Below are 19145 nucleotides of genomic sequence, written 5' to 3' on the forward strand. Positions count from 1 at the left end.
TATATAGGTAATCTGGCGGATTTGAGAAGGGACAATACTTAGTTTCAAAAGGGTATAAACGAAAAAAAGCTATGAAAACAATCCATAGCTTTAGTCAATTAACAATAAACCCAAAATAACCTGCTGTAGGAGAAGGACTCGAACCTCCACAGGGCAGTTAGGCAAAACACGAGCTCGATATTTGCTTTATCCCAGATCCCCACCCCCGAGACAGGGGGGCATGTCTGCCAATTTCATCATCCTACAGTATCTGAAGTGTCCACCTTATGTGTTTCACTTTCTTATTATAATTCAAATGTAAGGAAGGATTCATTACCTTACAAATATTTCAATAAAAATATTTAAAAATTCCATATTCAATAATAAAAATACAGAATTGCAACCGATTCCGTTATTTGACTCAGTCATTTTTAGCCCTTGTTCAGCGGCTAAATTATTATTTATGTTTCAGGGCCTTTCCCGCCAAGGCTCCTGTATATTCACCATGATCAATCGCCAGCCTACCATTGACCCAAACAAAACTCATTCCTTCCGCCTCCTCATAAGGAGCATCAAAGGTGGCCATATCCCGGACTTTTTTGGGGTCAAAGGCGATAAGATCTGCATAATATCCCACTTTGATAAAGCCTCTTTCGGCCACATGGAAAGTGCTGGCAGTAAGCCCTGAGGATCGATGTACCATCATGGGGAGATCGATCACCTTACGATTCATTACATATTCGTGGATTTTGCGAGGGAAAGTCCCAAATTGCCGAGGATGGCCTGCTCCACCATCTGAGCCTGTCATCACCCAAGGCTGCTGCATAAACCTATCCAGGTCGGACTCTTTCATATTATAAGAAATCACCTGGATACTCCCGTCCTTTCTCAATATATCCATCACTGTACCGGGGATATCCTGATTCATTTTACTGGCCATTTCGCCCAGACTTTGGCCAATCAATTCCTGATCCCGGGCATCCGAAAAAATCAATGATTCTGGTCCCCCACGCTTGCGTAGGTTTTCCAAAATGCCATTATATAAGGTATCTCTTAGGCTGGGTTCATCAAATCGCCGCAGCATCTCCTCATAGCCGCCATCTTCCGCCCAGCGAGGCACCAAAGCCGCCTTAAGAGTGGTTCTGGACGCTAAATACGGATACTGATTTGCTGTTACCTTAATCCCTTTGCTTCTGGCTGCTTCGATGATGCGGATGACCTCAGGGCTCTCATCCCATACATCGGTCCCCAGGCATTTGATATGGGAAATATGGACATCCACGCCCGACTCTTCCCCAATGGAGATCGTCTCCCGCACCGCATTAAGTAAGCCTATATTATAGGACCCTTCATCCCTCATATGAGTATCATAAATGCCATTATGCTCAGCCACGACCGTGGACAGTGCGACCACCTCCCCCATTGAGGCAAAGCTTCCCGGAGCATAAAATAGCCCCGTAGAAATCCCGAAAGCTCCCTCCTTCATCGCTTTTGCCACCACCTCTTTCATTTCTTCCAATTCCTGCTCATTGGCCTCCTCTCCTTTCATGCCCATCACCACACGGCGTACCGACCCATGCCCCACCAGCAAGGCAGCATTGGTGCCAATCCCTGTGCGCTCCCAGTCATCCAGCTTCCGCTTTATAGGCATTGGGCTGCCTCCATCATTTCCCGCAAAGACAGTCGTGACTCCCTGCTTTAGGTACCGAGTATTGGACTTGGTCGCCTCCTCTGAGAGTTCGCGATCCACATGCGTATGAGGATCTATAAAGCCTGGCGCCAGGTATAACCCATTAATATCAATGGACTCCTTCGCTATAATAGTAGCTGAACCTGGAGCTCCTATATAGCTTATGCGCTCACCAGTGATCCCAATATCCATCCTTTTGGCGGGAGCCTCGCTTCCATCCAACACCAAACCTCCATGAATAAACACATCCACTTCCACCCTTGGCTTACAGGAAACCATTAATATCAGATAAGAAAATACTGCGAGATGAAGAACCCGGTCAAGGCTCAGGAGGCTATTATTCATAATCCTATGCATCATTTATTTTTTATCAAGTCCTGGGATCAGGTGAAAGGTAGAAGGGATAGTGGCTGCAAATCTTTCTATGGTTTCTGCTGGGATATTGCTTTTTGAAAAAGGCACCACCTTTACATACTCCTGAATCTCCCCTGCGGAGCGGCCATATTTATAGGCATAAGGAAAGCGATCCTGCTCATCTATCTCCACCTCAGCATTGTCGGGATTGGGGACACTAATATAAAACCTACTATTATTGATATTGCCCGAAGGGTTAAAGAGTTTTTTGTCTCTCATATAAGCATACAGCTCCTGCGCCACATTCACCGCAGGATCAATGATGGCCACTTCCTCCTGCATCAGCTCCCGATAGATATAAGATCCCTCCCGCTTATAATTATATAATTCCTTCAATACGAGATCGATGTCCGTGCTGAGATAGGGATAATGTGTGCATCCCAAAACGATTGCTTTTAGCGGTAAGGCCTTAGGATCCTTCCGCATCTGCTCCATCAAGGATACCAGATGGTAGCGCACATAATTCTCCGAGTCATTGATCTGGAGCACGGTACAATCATCCGTATTCCTGGAATCACAAAGCATCTTGCCATGGTCAAAATCGAAGTTATAGATGTCCATCAGCGTTTTATCGATTTGATATGCTGAGTTTTGAAGGGAGGGACCACGATAATCATCCCGGGGCTGGCGGGCATTACGGTCTATAAAATCCGGCTCCTCATCCACCGCCTCAGCGATTCCATGGCCTCCTTGATTGTATATATTGATCTGACCTGTATAGCCCAGCTCCTTCTTAATTCTCAATAGGGTATTTTCATAGCCTTTGGAAGCCACAGTCCCCACGGTGGCCATCACTCCTATACTCCCATCCTCGTCCTTTTGGAATTTCTGCAAAGCCCCACGAGCTCCAGCATCGATCACCCCGATCACCTTCAGGTCGATTCCCGCCTTTTGGATAAATTCATCTATCAGCTCCTTGCCATAAGCCGTGGCTGTATTGCAGGCGATGACTAGGGTTTTGACCTGCCGTTTCGTGGTTTTAGGACTTGGGTCGCTTGCGCTGGCATAGTATTTCTGCGCAAGCATAAATTGTGTATCCTTGAGGATATGCTCCACGAGCAGGTCTGTTTTATCCTCACTGGAATAATTGCCATAGGGCATATTGGCCTGATCGGCCAAATAAATAAATTCTTCACCATTAAAATCCGGTAATCCATCTGCGCCTTTAGTGCCTGTTTTCTCTTGGTATTCATCAAATCTCACCAAAGCATCCAGCACAGTAAGCCCACCCGTACCCGAGTCAAACACCCCAATGGGAAGGGTCTTCTGCAGGGCTGGATAAGTGTCGAAATCTATATAGTAGAAATTATCCTTATCCTCTAATATGGCCTGCTCAATAGGCATCAAATCCTTATTAGCAGCTGATTTTGCCTGTTCCGTGTCTTGGCTATGGCCACAAGCGGTGGCCAGCATAGCGCTCAGGAGACTGAGGGGAAATAGAATCTTTTTCATAGTATTTTATTTTTTTATGGCCGATCGAATAGCCTCAAGCTCTTCTGATTTATAAGTATATTTCTCCAAATCTAAGCCTTCCAGCCAGGCATTAGCATCGAAATCCGGAGAACAAAAAAGATGGGTAAACTCCTGCTGCAGGTAGGGTTTTATGACTGCGGGGCGGCGACCGGTGACGATATCGTCCACGGCTTCCCTAATCTCCTTCATATAAGGGCTATACGTATTATTGAGCAAAACCACAGTGCTTTTGATATCCCTAAATCGTTTGATATAACTGAGATTCCCAGCCCAACTACCCGTATGATAACTCACTGATCCTACTTTTTCATCTTCATAATTATGCAATCCATAGCCATAGTCAGTTTCCACCCCTTCGAATTCTACCGGGCTAAACATCGCTTCCTTGGTGGATGCAGAAAGAAACTTATCACCATACAGCAGTCGGTCCCATTTCAGCAAATCCTCCACGCTCATGGATAGTCTTCCAGGTCCAAAACGGCCACTCAGGAAATAATAATAACTCTTGTCGGGTAAATTTTCCGGCCTGATATACTCACAAGAATCACTCGACCACATAAAGGACGGCGCATAATCCTTCATGGAGTAAATCTCAGATCGCAGGTAAAATCCAGCAGACTTGAGATGAAAGGGCCTGAAAAGCACTGACTCCAAGTACTGATCCAGGCTCATGCCCGATGCCGCCTCCACTATCTCTGCCAGCAATAAATAACCCGTATTACTATAATCGTAATCAGTGCCTGGCGCAAACTTTGCCGCCGGCTTCTCCTGGATAAAATACGCCACAATATCAGCATTGGTAGCGAACTGATCCGCCGGCCAGTGCTCCTTAAAATAATTGGTATAATCAGGCAATCCACCAGTATGACTCAGCAAATGCTCGATGGTCAGCCCTTCATAAGGAAAACCATTTGGCAAATAAGCCTTGACGTCATCGCTCACGCTCAACTTCCCATTCTGCTGCAACAGCATAATGGCCGATGCCGTAAACTGCTTGGACACGGAAGCCACCTCCATCGAGGTACGAAGCGTCCAGTTTTCTTCCGTTTCCACATTGGCTAAGCCATAGGCAGAAGAAAAAATTAATTCACCCTCATGTACCACCGCCACGGCACCATTAAACATCTGCTGGGCATAGAGGTAGTTAAACAAGCTATCCAATGAGACTCTCATCTCCGAACCCTCCTTCGCCACCACGGGAGCAGGGGTAGTACAGGAATACAGACCTATACAGAGGCCTGCAATAACCAATAGAAGGGACTGATATAGGTGTCTTTTCATGCTTACTTTCTATTTATAAGGTCCGACAGGCTTAGTGGATACCCTTTTCCCAGCTGATAGCCAGTAGTGATATCGATTAGTATCAGCCACTTACGTGGCAAATAAAATTCGTGTACTCCACAAAATCATGGTATTACACTGATCAATTTAGATACATTTAACTGATTTACAATCACTTAATCAGGAGAATAAAAAACTGGGGAAACCCAATGGATCCCCCCGATTATCACCTAACACCTGAGCTTAATACCCAGGATTTTGATCATTAATATTTGGGTTTGCATTCAGTTCATTCAGCGGAATGGGCAGGATAAACCTATCGTTTGGATAGGCCGCCTGGATCACTGCATCACCTTGATCAATGGTCACTCCTCTTTTATTTCTGCTAAGGTCAAATAAGCGATGGCCTTCAAATGCCAGCTCTTTTCGTCTTTCCTCTAATATTCTATCCAATAAGGCCTCTCCTTGAAGGGAGATTACCTCTGCCTGAGGATCCCGCATTTGCGCCAGCAGATTAAGATCAGCAAGTGCCAGCGCTTCCTGACTGGTTTTGGCATATGCCTCAGCGCGGTTGAGGTACAGCTCGGCTAATCGAATAATCTTGATATTATCAGTCTCCAATGCTCCTTCAGGAAATTTATTAATCACCAAAGCATTGGATTCTGCTCCCTGTTTTGCAGTCCTGAGAATGGCGGTTTTGCGGGAATCAGACTCCTCATATAGCGCATATAAGCTCTCCGTAGCCAGCGCATCCGCATATCCTGCTAGCGCAAAGAAATGGCCCAAGCTATTACTTCCCTCGTTGTCCACGACGGAATAGACGATCTCAAAGAGCACCTCCTGGCTAAAGTCATCTGCCCAAAGCGAGCTATAACTAGCGGCATCCAATAAGGAATACCTCCCGCTTTCGATCACCTCAGTGGCGTACTGGGCAGCCAGTTCATTCTGCTCGGTATAGAGGTACACCCTTGACAGCAGTGCCTTTGCGGAATTTATGGAAAATGTACCCTGGGCCGTTTGTTTATTCATCAGACTAAGGGCCTTGCTGAGATCAGAGATGATCAGGTCATAGTCTTGCTTTACGGTATTTCTAGCTGGAGAAATAGGATCATCGCCGATGCTTGCAATCGCCGGAACCCCTGGATGACTGGCATCCGCGGTAAAATTATACGATTGACCGAAGAAGCGTGTCAGGTCAAAAAGGGCCAGGGCTCTTAAGGCGTAAGCCTCTCCTACCATTTGATTGGCCTCTGCCAGCTGGTCTCCAGCGAGCGAAAGCTGCTCTCCCCCCTGGATGGCACGGCTGGCATTGATGATGACTTCATAGCCAGCATTCCACAGATCATCCGCATAGGAATCCTGCTCACGAACCACGAAATTATTATAATCCAGGTACCTGCCAGTATTCCGCAAACTCAGGAATAGGTTATCAGCCATCAGCTCGGGGATGACATACGCCGTCCTTCCATAATAGCCGTTTTGTTGCAATTTGCTGTACACCCCATTAAGGGCGGTTTGCAAGGTTTTTACATCGGTTACCGCTGTTTCGGTGGCCACACTTTGTTCCGGTTGGATCTCCAGGAATGACTCACTGCAACCAGAAAATCCAGCCACGGTAAGCGATCCTGCCAAAAGATATATTGTTAGTTTTTTCATGATAGGTCAAGAATTAAAAGGAGAAATCAATACCCAATAAATACTGTCTGGAGGTCGGGATACGTAAATCAGTCATCCCTGCGATGCCCACTTCTGGGTCAGATTCCAGGTTTTTGTCTTTCACCCAAGTCCATACATTATTGCCACGAAGGTAGATTTTAGCATTGCTGATCTTGAGTTTGCTCAGCACTGCGCTCGGAAGGTTATATGAAAGGGTGATATCTCGCAGTCTGATATAAGTGCCATCGTATAAGAATCTGGTGGAGTGCTGAGCGCTGCTACCAGACTGAGTATTGCCCCAGACCATCTTGGGCACATCCGTCACATCTCCTGGCTCCTGCCATCTTCTATCGTAAATCTTACGGCTCATATTGCCTCGATCATTCAACTCCGCACTGCCATCACTCGCCAGGTATCTTCCCCAATAGTCATAAACCTTATTACCATAATTGAGGTAAAAGAGGAAGGACAAATTGAAATTTTTGTAGGCAAAATTATTGGTCAGGCCAGCAAAGAACTTTGGCAGAGCACTGCCTTGCTCATAAGGATCCGCCAGTTTATAATCATTGGTGGTCTCCGTTTCGCTGGCATCGGTAAACCACAGGGCATCACCATTTGCGGCATCCACTCCTGCATAGCCAGGCATATAGAAGCTATAATAGTCGCCTCCCTCTCTTCGGATATATTGACCTTCTATGATCTGCTCATCATTATTTAGCTGTAGGATCTCATTCTTGTTGGTGGTCAGGTTCAGATCTGTACTCCAAAACAAGCCTTCTGGCTGGTCGATATTGACAGAACTTAAGCTCAGCTCCCAACCGCGGTTTTGCATCTCGCCAATATTGGCCATATAGCTGGTGATGCCATTGGTGCCAGAGATGGGCACATTCAGCAGCAGGTCTGAAGTCACTCGGTTATAATACTCAATGGTACCCGAAATCGACTTTACAATTCTAAAATCCAAGCCTATGTTCATCGGCTTATTCTTCTCCCAGGTCAAAAATGGATTGGACTGCTGAGAGTAAGCATACCCTGGTGAACCATTATAGTCGTTTCCTGTATTATACAGACCCCGGGATTCGAAATCTCCAATCCCCTGGTTACCATTGATCCCATAACTGGCTCTCAGTTTGAGTTCATCCACCCAGCTGGATTCCATAAAAGCTTCCTTATGGATATTCCAACCTAAGCCCACAGAGCCGAAATTAGCATACCTTACGGAGGAGCCAAAGCGGGAGGACCCATCTCTTCTGCCCGTCACATTGAGGTAATATCGATCGGTATAAGAGTAGTTGGCGCTTAAGAAATAAGAAGTAATGGAAGAGGCAGTCTTTTCCGAAGAAGCGTCTCTTTTTACCGAGGCATTGGCTAGGGTGGTCAAGCCTGGCGCTCCATAATTGCTAGCATAAGCAAATACGGAGTTAGCGGAGATTTTCTGCGCTTCCTGACCTAGGGTAAAGTTGATGGTGTTTTTATCATCCATAATCCATCGGTATTTCAGTAGGTTGGTCACATTCCAGTTGACTACCATATTGGTATAAGCACGACCACGGCCTCCATCATTTCGACCTTCGCCGAAGTAGGGATTGTCATATTGAAATTCATCAGCCAGGTTAAAATCCAATGACGCTTTGGTCTCAAAGGAGAAGTCATTGAGGATATCGTACTTCACGCCCACATTTCCTAAGGCGTTATAAAGTTTGGTTTCCCGGATATTCTCATTGACCAGTCCCACAGGATTATAGGTAAGGAGAATATCTGTATTATAGCTTCCATCTTCATTATATACGGGCTCCCAAGGGACCTCTCGGAACATACTTCTGATGGGATTATTGGCGCTTCCTGCTTCGCTATTGGTATGTAGCAGCTGGGTATTTGCTGCCAGCCCGAGGTCTAGGGTAAGCTTATCGGTGGCAGAATGGCGCACATTCACCTTACCATTAAGTTTTTCGTAGTCTATCCCAATTACAGGCGCCTGCTGGTCATAATAACCGATGGAGCTATAGAAATTCGTTTTTTCATTTCCTCCGGAAGCACTGATATAATATTGCTGATAGGTCCCATCACGGGTGATGACATCAAACCAATTGGTATTGATATTTTCGTCGATTCTGCTGTAGATATATTCTTCTGCGAGCTGCTGCGATTCTCCAGTATTCACTCGGGATTCTACCAATAGTTCGGCAAGCTCCGGGGTGGTAAGTGGTCTATTTCTATCATCTAATAATACTTGGGAGGTTCCTCGCTGCATGCTGACATCAAACTTTGTTTTGCCAGACTTCCCTTGCTTTGTGGTGATTAGGATGACCCCATTGGCTCCTCTTGACCCATAAATGGAAGTGGCTGAGGCATCTTTTAGCACCGTCATGGAGGCTATATCATTTGGATTTAGCCCAGCGATGGTATTGGAGCTGGTGGCGATCTGGGAGATATTCCCCGCTACCACTGGAATCCCATCTATCACATATAAGGGATCCGAGCTGGCATTAATAGATCCTACCCCACGGATACGGATATTGGGGGCATATCCTGGCTGTCCGGAAGGCGCTGCGGACTGTACCCCAGCGATATTTCCTTGTAAACTTTCCTGAAAAGAAGCTCGTGGCGCTCCCTGGACCTTGTCCATATTTACATCCACTGCAGAGCCGGTAAATGAGGCTCTGGTCTGCTCACCATAGGCGACCACGACCACTTCATCCAGAGATTGCACATCATTGTCCATGACTATGGCCACTTGTCGCTGATCTGCCGAAAGGGCAATTTCCTTTTTCTTATAGCCTACAAATGAGACTACCAAAGTGACTGGCCCCTCAGGAACAGATAGGGAAAATCGCCCATCCAGATCTGTCACGGTACCCTTGGTGGTCCCCTTGATCATAAGACTTACCCCTGGGAGGGTCTCTCCATCGGCAGTTCGCACTTCACCACTTACCTCCCTCGCCGCCTTCACCGTCGCTATAGCCCTGCTGGATGTGCTGCGCATCAGGGTCGGGGAGCTCATCGCTGCGGGACTTTCCTCCACTTTTACGGTATAGAAATTATCCTTTATTCTCTTAAATACCACCTGAGGATTAGTAGAGTGAATGCCCTTCAGCACCTCTCCAAGGCTCCGGCCTTCCATCTGGGAGTCATCTGTCAGCACCGCGGCAGTTCCAATTTTGTCCTTATATAAAAACGAAACCCCAAACTCACCCTCTACCTGCTGCAGCAAGCTGCTTAAGGTCACCGAGCGGCCGGTGGTGGATGGTGCTGCGTTTACCTGGTCATTATAGGATAGCAATGCCTGCGGTGAAGCTACGGCCGTCCCTAAATTCCCTATCAACAAACAGCCCAAAATCGGTAAAAACTTTACTTTCATAGTTTTATGGCTTTAATGGTTACTGAATCAATTTTATAATATTCTTCTCCCGGACGATCTCGACATCCAGCAGTGAGCTTAATCCCTCTAATAGCGTCTCCACATTCTTGGAAGGCACCACACCTGTAAATTTCTCCTCCAAAATCTCCTCGTTATTGACTATGACTGTGAAGCCATAGTCATCCTTTAAGATTCTAATAATTTCCTTTAGTGGCGTTTTGGAGAAAACCAGTTCGTCATTCCTACGGCTGGTATAGTGTTCTGGGGCCACCTCTTTCTTGATCAATAAATCATGCTGAAGGTCCATCTCCACCAATTCCCCTGGCTTCATCATGATCTGGTCATTTCCTGCTGCTCCAGCCACATTGAGTGCGATGGAGCCTGTCTCCAGCACCACCCTCGAAGTACTCGGCCTTGCGGTCACCGTAAAGGTGGTCCCCAGCACCTGCACCTCAAAATTGCGGTCCGTATGCACAGTAAAGCGATTGGCGGCAGCTTTCTTTTGGATAGTGAAATACCCCTCCCCCTCAAACCAAATTTCTCGGGGCTCATCCGCCTTCCAGTTTGGCCTAAATCTCAAATGACTGTTTCCACTCATATGAACAGTGGATCCATCAGGAAGTGCTACCTCCGCAGATTCTGCATATGCCGTATGATACTCTTCATAATTATTCCATCCGGAAAGGAAATAAGCCAAGGCTCCCATTAGGCAGACCATAAAAATGATCGATGCGGCTATGCGCCACTGTTGCATAGGTCTTGGTTTTGGATTCATTATGGGCTGGCTGCGAGAGGGCTCTGCTGCTCTCAAAATATCCTCTGCGGTAAGTCTCGGCTTAAGGAGGAGCTTATGAGCCCGGTCAAGAGAAGAAAAATCCTTTTCCAATTCCTTATCTAGGTAGCGCTGGCCTTCAGCAGTAGATAGCCAGTCCAGTACTTCCCCTGCCTTCCTTGCATCAAGGAGGTTGTCAAAGTACTTTGCCAGCAAATCTTCGTCAGGTCGGTTCATTTATGGTGCTTGTTTGAAAAGAATACACCTGAACCCATATACGGTATTACCCCTATGTGAAAAAAAAAATAAAGAAATGATAATACAGGAAGGCAACTTAGCTGATCCCCCTTTTCCCCCCTTAACTTAATGAACTATTAATCAATACATTAATCATTAAAAACAAAGCCTTATTTCCCCCTTCGCAAATAGCTTTGGGGAGTAGGCTAAACTGATGAAGTCTTAGTAGTTCGAAGAAAAAGAGAGCAAAGCTATTGCTTTTCGACAATTATATAAGCAGATGGAATTGATAAGCCCCATTAATAAGGAGGCTGCATTAGGGGGTTGTAATCGCCTATAGTGGAGAGCAATCTGATCGTTTGGGGAGAAGTAAGAATTGCCAGAGGCAAAGACACTCTATCTTCACCAAACAAGAGCTGTACTATAAATTATAAGGTTTCCGAGCTGACGATAGCGACTGCGATAAGCCCGTAATATTTGGACACAAAATCCTGGACTGTTTTTAGGCCTTTGGTATAATGTGATTTTACAGTGTTGACAGATAAGCCTAGCTCTTCAGCAACCTCTTCATTGCTCAGCCCCTGCATGGTCTTCATTAAGAATACCGCCTTCCTCTTTTCTGGCAGGGATTTTATAGCTTCCTGGTACACTTTATTGGTTTCATTAAATAGCACCTCGTCTTCCGTAAGGTTTGAGCTAGCGTCCTTCCGCGCGAGGATCTCTACATGCTTTAGTATTTTTCGCTTTTCATCACGAATCATATTTAAGATCACGCGCTTCGCGAAAGTAACAATCAGGGGCTTGATGGGCTTGGAAGTATCGATATGAGTTCTATAATTCCAAAGTTTCAGAAAAGTATCCTGTACCACGTCATTTGCCAGATCCTCAGACTTCAGGTATTTTATTCCTATATAATATACTTGTGGCGAATATTCTGCAAAAATCATCGAAAAAGCCTGCTCATTTCCATTGACAAGCTGCTCTATGCTAATGTTTTCGGGCTGATGAAATTTGGTAGAAGGCATAAATTCAATTAAACGAGGGTAATTACACCCTAAAGGTGTAGAAAAAAAACGAAAAATCACAAAACTGGCTTATGAGGGAGGCTGCTGCCTTTCAAAAACCGATGATTCTTAGTTTTTGCCCTTAGGCTTTTTGCCGCATAGCGGCGGATTCCTTCATCTTATTCTTGAAGTAATTTCTAATTGGAATATCCAAATAGCGCATCACCAAATAAGCCAGCCCTACCAAAAGGGGCGTACCCACACACATGATCAGCACCTGCTCCTGGAAGGCTGGTGAGTATTTTTCCAGGTAACTAAAAAACAACCATATAAAAGGGTAATGCACCATATAAAGTGGATAAGAGATCTCACCAGAAAACACGCATAGCTTCTTATCGGAAGCGGCCATCTGCGCCCCTGCTCCCAAAGCCACCAGTAAGGGGAAATAGAAGATGATGATGATTGGCTCCACTATCCAGTTGATGGATTCAGCAAAGGGAAACATCAAAGCAGTTAATAAGAGTACGCCCAGGGCCTTGAATCCCAGAGGTGATTTGATGATCCATCCGAGTCTAAAGACTAGCATTCCTGCCAAAAAGGAGAAAAATATCCGAGCTCCTCCGCCCCAATAATTATGCCCTCCCCAGCCCGCACTAAGGTTTCCATAATGGTAAGCCGCATAGCAAAGTAACCCACCGGCTATGCCCGTAAGAAGTCCTAATAATTTGGGGCGAATCCTGAATAAAATAAGCGCATAGACAATATTGGCTACATATTCCCAGAAAAGTGACCATGTGGGTGGGTTGAGATGAAATAAATTGAAAAACCTCTCCTCTACAATAGGATAAGGTATCATCAGTGAAGCCGAAAGAAACAACCAGATGTTTTGTCCCACACTATAATGGCTAGACAAAGATACAAAGGGATCAAACACATACACCACTAATCCAATAATGGCACCTATTACGACCAAGGGATGTAAGCGGATCAAACGAAGCTTCAGAAAGGAAATAATGCCAATTTTTTCTATTCTATTATCGTAAGCATAGGCGATCACAAAACCGGATAGGCAAAAGAAAAAATCTACCGCCAAATATCCATGGGCTACTATATTATCATGAAAATCAGGAATGATGATTTCCATAAAATGAAAGATCACTATCACCAGCGCCGCGAGCCCCCTTAGCCCATCCAATATTTCAAAATGCTGCTTGGTCTTTAGAAGGCCGGTAGATGGAAGGGTACTATTCATAGGTTTGCTTATGGAAAAGAATGTTATAACTAAACAGGAATCATCAAAACATAATCTTCGAACTTATAAATTATTTCATGATCATCTTCATTTCCCTTTGTAACTGGCTGCAATAATTTTTGAACGGTAAGGCATTTGCATTATTCTAGGATCAGCGGTCAGCTACGGCATAGCCTTTACCTGTGGAGTTCTCGACTAAATACTGATCGCAACTATCATCTTCCTGTCAGGGATTTGATCAGGTCTGTTTCGGATTTCTTATACGGACGGCCGTCGGTATGGAAAACCTCATGAAACCAAAGCTCCGGCTCCGCGGTATATTCCTTCTCCCAACTGTCCCACGGATATTTCGTTTGGGTTTTTCCATCCACCAAGCCCCAGTTGAACATGCCGATATTCTCCGCTTTGGCGATAGGCAAGAACCCCTCAAAGGTGCTGCCGTTTGGCCTCGCCATATATTCTGTACAGATCAAGGGGCGATCGTATCGTTTCAGCCAGTCGATTCGTTTCTGGAATTCCTCAGGGCCATCATAATTATGAAAAGAAATAATATCCGAAAGGTGAAGCTGAGCCACTTGAAGAGGGCTCATCGCCGCCTCTGAAGACCAGTCGCCAATCCAGACGCCGGAGGTCAAAGGCTGGGAAGGAGCCTGTGATCGAGCCCAGGCAAAAGCTTGCTGCATCAAAGGAAGGACATAGTCCACCTTATTGGGATGATCCTTTTCGCGATACGATACGCCGGTGTCATTATCCGGTTCGTTCCACATATCCCAGCCCAAAATCCTATCATCAGATGCAAACTCTCCCACCACGGCCTTCACATATTTCTCCAACCGTGGATACTGACTGGAGTCCGCTAGCGCATGGTAACCAGGACTCTGCACCCAGCCTGAATTATGAACATGCGGGCGCGGGGATCTCTGCTCTCCCCCCTCCACAAATGGATCCCAACAAGAGTCAAAAAAGACAAATAAGGGCTTTATATTATGCCTATCCATAATCTCAAGCATGGTGTTCATACGCCCAAGAAATCCCTCCGGATCTTCCTCAAAAGCCAAATCATGGAGGTAAACACGCATGGTGTTCATCCCTATCTCCTCCGCCCAGCCCAGCTCAGTATCTATAAGCTCAGGAGAAAAAGTCTCTTCCTGCCACATTTCCAATTGGTTGATGGAATTACTGGGATTAAAATTTGCCCCTACCAGCCAAGGCTGCTCAGCATACCATGCATGAGCCTTCTCCTTGGACCAGACTGTTGAGGTCCTCAGGCTAGTCTCACTTGCCATGGAAGCTTTGCGGTCTCCTTGCTGATTTTTATTGGCGCAGCTTGCCATCAGGCCGACCAGACCTATGAGGGTCATGGTATTGATATAGTTCTTGATCATATTTTTTGGGAATACTGATTTTATGGAATAAAAAACTCTATTAATAACTCCTAGGATTCTACATTTCCAGGGAAAGTCTTCGACTATTTACTCTATTGTCCTAGGGGCCACTCCCTCGAAGGTCATCCTGACGGGTTTGATTTTTCCTGCTGCGTCAAACTCCATCTTATCTATGCATGTCGCCCGATGATTATGGTGAGTTTCCTCCAGAGGTCTGCGGTGATAGACTATATAATATTCGTCCGCACCGGGAATCGCCAATACGGAATGATGCCCCGCGCCGGTAGCCACATCGGCATCCTGCTGAAGGATAAGGTCCTCTCTTACAAAGGGCCCAAATGGACTGTCTGCAATCGCATAGGCAACCGAATACTCAGGGCCGCCCCAGCCACCTTCCGACCACATAAAATAATATTTCCCATCTCGGACAAACATAAATGGCCCTTCGACATATCCCTCAGGTGTCACCTCTTTATAGAGCTCCCCATCCTCGAAGGGGACGATTGCGGTAAAATCATCGTTCAACTTCACCATATTGCAATGCCCCCAGCCGCCATAATACATATAATAGCTGTCATCCTGATCCCGGAAGATAAACTGGTCTATTGGCTGGGCACCATTGACGATTTCATTGATCAAGGGCTTCCCTAGTAGATCTTTAAAAGGTCCTTGGGGCTGGTCGGCTATCGCCACTCCTATACCACCGATTTCTCCTTCATGCACATCATTGGCCGCGAAAAACAAATAATAGTGCTCCTCTTTTTTGATCACCCCGGGCGCCCACATGGCTTTCTCAGCCCACTTCACCTCCGAGGTATCTATTATCCGCTCATGCTTGGTCCAGTTAACCAGATCCCTGGAAGAAAAGCAGTCCATAAACACCTGCTTTTCGTAATCATCCGAATACGTAGGGTAAACCCAATAGGTGTCCTCATAGATAATCCCTTCTGGATCTGCATACCAGCCTTCAAAAATGGGATTTCCTGAAAATATAGCCTCCTGATTTCCGGCGATGGCATCCTCCTTAGACGCTTTCTCTTCGCTGGACTTCGACTCGCAGGCGATTAGAATGACAAAAATCATCAGTACCCATCCACTATTCCTATTTCTCATTATTTCTTTCGATTATTTTGATGCTCAAATATATAGTATTCCAAGGCCTAAGAATATAATAAAAACGTCAGTAATTAGTAAATATCCTTCGCTAGCAAGCCTTCTACCGCTTTCCATAATTCATATGCTGTAGCCCAGAGGTAAATTCAGCAAGAATCCTTATTCTTCACCCTGCCGGTATAAGGCTTCAATTGTGCCTATGAAACTCTAAAAATTTTCTTTCTCTAAGATTGTACAGGTCCTTTTTTCTCCTCTAAAAGCATCCCTTATCCCTAAGTTCCTTTCAGACAAAAGAGAATGTTTACATGCCTACTTATAACTAGTCGGAGACTTAGGTGGCAGTTAGATCTAAAAGGCTAAAGACAGAAGAGTTATAGGGGGCGAATAATACAATGGCCTCCAGTACACCAGGAAGGTATTCTTTCATAAATTTCTCAAGTATCAACCTTGCTTCAGGTAGGTGGACTAAAACTATTGTCTTAATTTTATCCTGGAATAAAAAAAAATGAATTTAGGTGTCTCACTTTTAAAACTATTATCGTTTGGATACCAATCTGTACTCAAAATCACGCTGTTTTAATGCCACATAAAAATAGTATTTCTGTTATTATCCCCAACTATAATGGTCGCCAACTGCTAGAGAAGTATTTACCTCCTTGCATTGCTGCTTTAGAGACGGAGGGGATAGATTATGAAATAATCGTGGTGGATGATGCCTCAAGCGATGAGTCGGTTGATTTTATAAGGAAGGCTTACCCATTGGTCTCCATAATGCTTCAGGAGACGAATATGGGATTTTCGGCAAGCTGCAATTTGGGGATTACTGCTGCTAAATATGATTTGGTCATGCTGCTAAACTCAGATGTAGCCTTGGAGAAGGATTATTTTGGCGGCTTATGGAAATATTTTGAGGATCCCATGACTTTTGGGGTGATGGGCCAGATCCTTAATAGCCATGGCAAAACGGAGGATGCCGCTAGGAAGCTTGCCTTTCAAGGGATAAAGTTCAAGGCCACGCGGTTTTATTCTCCCTCCAAGACGACATCCTGGGCGCCCACTGCCTATCTTTCCGGTGCCAACGCATTGATAGATCGCAAAAAACTACTTGAGCTCGGCGGCTTTAACGAGCTCTATTCCCCCTTCTATGTGGAAGATGTGGACCTGAGTTTTCGTGCCTGGAGGATGGACTGGAGGTGCTATTATGATCCTAAAGCCATCTGCCACCATGAGGTCAGTGCGACCACCAAAAGTCATCATAGCAAAAAGAAGCTCTACCCCATTCTTTATAGAAATAAATTCATCCTCCAGGAGATACATCTGGAAGGTTTAGCTCTGCAGTTATGGAAAGTTCAGCTCATACTGCTAGAAATACTCCCACGAATCCTCCTGGGCAAATGGTGGATCCTTCACGCCTATCAACTATATAGGCAGCAGAAACCACTTATTCATGAAAGCAAGGTGCAATTGATTCGAAAAGCGAGAACCAAAAGTATTTTTGAAATCAAGAGGCGCTATTTCGATCCCATTAAGGACTAATATAGCGCCACCTAGTACCCAGCTGGCAACAAAAAGTCCTCAGCTGCAAGAAGCAAAAATAGAGAGGAAAATCTCTAGGCTCTGGCTAAATATAAATAGTAACTTTGCGGAATATTTCGCTGTACCTATCCGGCATGAGACCGGCAAATAAAGAATTTTAATACTTGTGAAGACCTATTTTAGATTATTATCATTTGCAAAACCGATAGAGAAATTCGCCATTCCCTATCTTATTTTCACTCTTTTGGGGGTAATATTCAACACCCTAAATCTGGCCTTATTAGCCCCTTTACTCAGTACATTATTTAATACCAACGACGCGAAGGAGGTCCTCAAGCCCGAAAGCTGGACCGATGTTTTCGGGTTTCTGAATTATTATGCACACGAGGTGAAAATGGAGTATGGTGGTCTGGGAGCTCTGCAAATGGTCTGTGGAGTCATCATCCTCTCAATTATGCTGGGCAATTTGTTTCGGTATTTCAGTCAGCTGGTGATGGAAAATCTAAGGATCCACACCTTACTCAATTTGCGAAAGACGGTTTTTGATAATGTAATGAACCTGCACGTCGGCTATTTTAGTAATCAGCGAAAGGGAGATATTATCAGCAAAATCTCCTCTGACGTCCAAGTGGTACAGTTCTCCGTCACTGGCACACTTCAGGTGGTCTTCAAGGAACCTTTACAGTTGATTGCCTATATCTTTATGCTTTTTGCTATTTCCTATAAGCTCACAGTGTTTTCCCTATTGGTCATTCCAGTATCAGCATTCGTAATAGCCCAGATCGTGAAGCGGCTAAAAGCCCAAGCTTCCCAAGCCCAGCATCTATATGGGGTCATGATTAGCTACCTGGATGAAGCGCTGTCGGGCATTAAGATCATAAAGGCCTTTAATGCCACCGAAATGATCAAGGGGAAGTTTCATGACGAAAACGTACGCTTCTCTTACCTAGGAAAGAGGATGGCCAAAAGACAACAACTAAGTTCTCCTGTATCTGAATTTCTCGGCGTGTCCATGGTTTCAGGAATAGTACTATATGGAGGATCGTTGATCATCAATAATCAGTCCGAGCTCAGCGCCTCGGACTTCATCGCTTATATTGCCTTATTTAGCCAAGTAATGCGCCCTGCAAAAGCGCTGACGAATGCGTTTAGTTCTATTCACTCTGGTCTTGCTGCGGGAGAGCGGGTATTAGATCTGATCGATGAGAAGCCAGCCATTACCGACGCTAAAGACGCCCAGGATATCACTGAATTTAAGGACCAAATAGACATCAAGAATCTCTCTTTTTCTTATCCGGGCAGACCTGTACTTAAGGATATCAATTTAAGTATCCCAAAAGGCAAAATGGTGGCCTTAGTAGGACCCTCAGGAGGCGGAAAATCAACAATGATGGATCTTCTGCCACGATTTATTGACCCTGAGGAGGGGCAAGTGCTTCTGGACGGTAAGGATATCTCCCACATCACCATGGATTCCTTGCGGAGTATGATGGGAATGGTAAATCAAGAGTCTATTCTCTTCAATGATAGCATTTATAATAATATAGCTTTTGGTACGCCAAATGCGAGTCAGGAAGAAGTGGAAGCTGCGGCCAGAATAGCCAATGCCCACGAATTTATCATGCAGATGGAAGAAGGCTACCAATCCAATATGGGGGACCGAGGCCTGAAGCTCTCGGGAGGTCAAAAACAACGGATCTGCATCGCCCGAGCCGTACTCAAAAACCCTCCTATCATGCTACTGGATGAGGCCACCTCAGCACTGGATACTGAATCCGAAAAACTGGTGCAGGACGCTCTAAACAAGCTTATGAAAAACCGTACCTCCTTAGTCATCGCCCACCGCCTGAGCACCATCCAAAATGCCGACCTAATCGTGGTCTTGGAAGAAGGCCGCATCATCGAGCAAGGAAACCACCAACAGCTAATCGCCCAAGAAGGCCTGTACAGCAAACTGGTAAATATGCAGCAGTTTAGTAAAATAGAAGAGTAATC

The 19145-nt window shown here is 45.3% G+C and carries 12 protein-coding genes; 2 read left to right on the plus strand and 10 right to left on the minus strand.

The genetic code is table 11. The features are described from left to right. Positions 1-436: 436 nt before the first annotated feature. The 10 genes from B050_RS0116055 to B050_RS0116100 all read right to left on the minus strand — a co-directional run bounded on the left by B050_RS0116055 (position 437) and on the right by B050_RS0116100 (position 15614). Positions 437-2014: an N-acyl-D-amino-acid deacylase family protein gene (locus B050_RS0116055; protein WP_044202813.1), complete on the minus strand. Its 1578-nt coding sequence runs from the start codon at positions 2012-2014 to the stop codon at positions 437-439. A 15-nt stretch (positions 2015-2029) separates the two neighbouring features. Beyond that, positions 2030-3535: a glutamate racemase gene (locus tag B050_RS0116060; protein ID WP_157492846.1), complete on the minus strand. Its 1506-nt coding sequence runs from the start codon at positions 3533-3535 to the stop codon at positions 2030-2032. Positions 3536-3541: 6 nt separating this feature from the next. Beyond that, positions 3542-4837 carry a serine hydrolase domain-containing protein gene (locus B050_RS0116065; RefSeq protein ID WP_018474969.1) on the minus strand — a complete coding sequence of 432 codons (1296 nt, stop codon included), beginning with the start codon at positions 4835-4837 and terminating at the stop codon, positions 3542-3544. A 243-nt stretch (positions 4838-5080) separates the two neighbouring features. After that, entirely contained in the window at positions 5081-6493 is a 1413-nt protein-coding gene (locus B050_RS0116070; protein ID WP_018474970.1) for a RagB/SusD family nutrient uptake outer membrane protein, read from the minus strand. 13 nt (positions 6494-6506) lie between these two features. Continuing rightward, a complete protein-coding gene (locus B050_RS0116075; protein ID WP_044202766.1) occupies positions 6507-9851 on the minus strand; it encodes a SusC/RagA family TonB-linked outer membrane protein in 3345 nt (1114 codons plus the stop codon). A gap of 19 nt (positions 9852-9870) precedes the next feature. Then, positions 9871-10860 (minus strand): FecR family protein, encoded by a 990-nt coding sequence (locus B050_RS0116080; RefSeq protein ID WP_018474972.1) that lies wholly within the window; start codon positions 10858-10860, stop codon positions 9871-9873. A gap of 428 nt (positions 10861-11288) precedes the next feature. After that, entirely contained in the window at positions 11289-11885 is a 597-nt protein-coding gene (locus B050_RS0116085; protein WP_018474973.1) for an RNA polymerase sigma factor, read from the minus strand. Positions 11886-12006: 121 nt separating this feature from the next. Beyond that, the gene (locus B050_RS0116090; protein WP_018474974.1) at positions 12007-13116 is read right to left on the minus strand and encodes an acyltransferase family protein; all 1110 of its coding nucleotides are present in this window, start codon (positions 13114-13116) and stop codon (positions 12007-12009) included. A 215-nt stretch (positions 13117-13331) separates the two neighbouring features. After that, on the minus strand, positions 13332-14501 hold the full coding sequence (locus B050_RS0116095) for a cellulase family glycosylhydrolase (RefSeq protein WP_018474975.1): 1170 nt from the start codon (positions 14499-14501) through the stop codon (positions 13332-13334). Between the two features lie 87 nt (positions 14502-14588). Continuing rightward, on the minus strand, positions 14589-15614 hold the full coding sequence (locus B050_RS0116100) for a glycoside hydrolase family 43 protein (protein ID WP_018474976.1): 1026 nt from the start codon (positions 15612-15614) through the stop codon (positions 14589-14591). A 579-nt stretch (positions 15615-16193) separates the two neighbouring features. Here B050_RS0116100 and B050_RS0116105 point away from each other — a divergent pair. Continuing rightward, the gene (locus B050_RS0116105; RefSeq protein ID WP_018474977.1) at positions 16194-17150 is read left to right on the plus strand and encodes a glycosyltransferase family 2 protein; all 957 of its coding nucleotides are present in this window, start codon (positions 16194-16196) and stop codon (positions 17148-17150) included. A 166-nt stretch (positions 17151-17316) separates the two neighbouring features. Continuing rightward, on the plus strand, positions 17317-19143 hold the full coding sequence (locus B050_RS0116110; protein WP_026235953.1) for an ABC transporter ATP-binding protein: 1827 nt from the start codon (positions 17317-17319) through the stop codon (positions 19141-19143). The last annotated feature ends 2 nt before the right edge of the window (positions 19144-19145 follow it).

The organism is Echinicola pacifica DSM 19836 (assembly GCF_000373245.1).
Taxonomy (GTDB): Bacteria; Bacteroidota; Bacteroidia; order Cytophagales; family Cyclobacteriaceae; genus Echinicola; species Echinicola pacifica.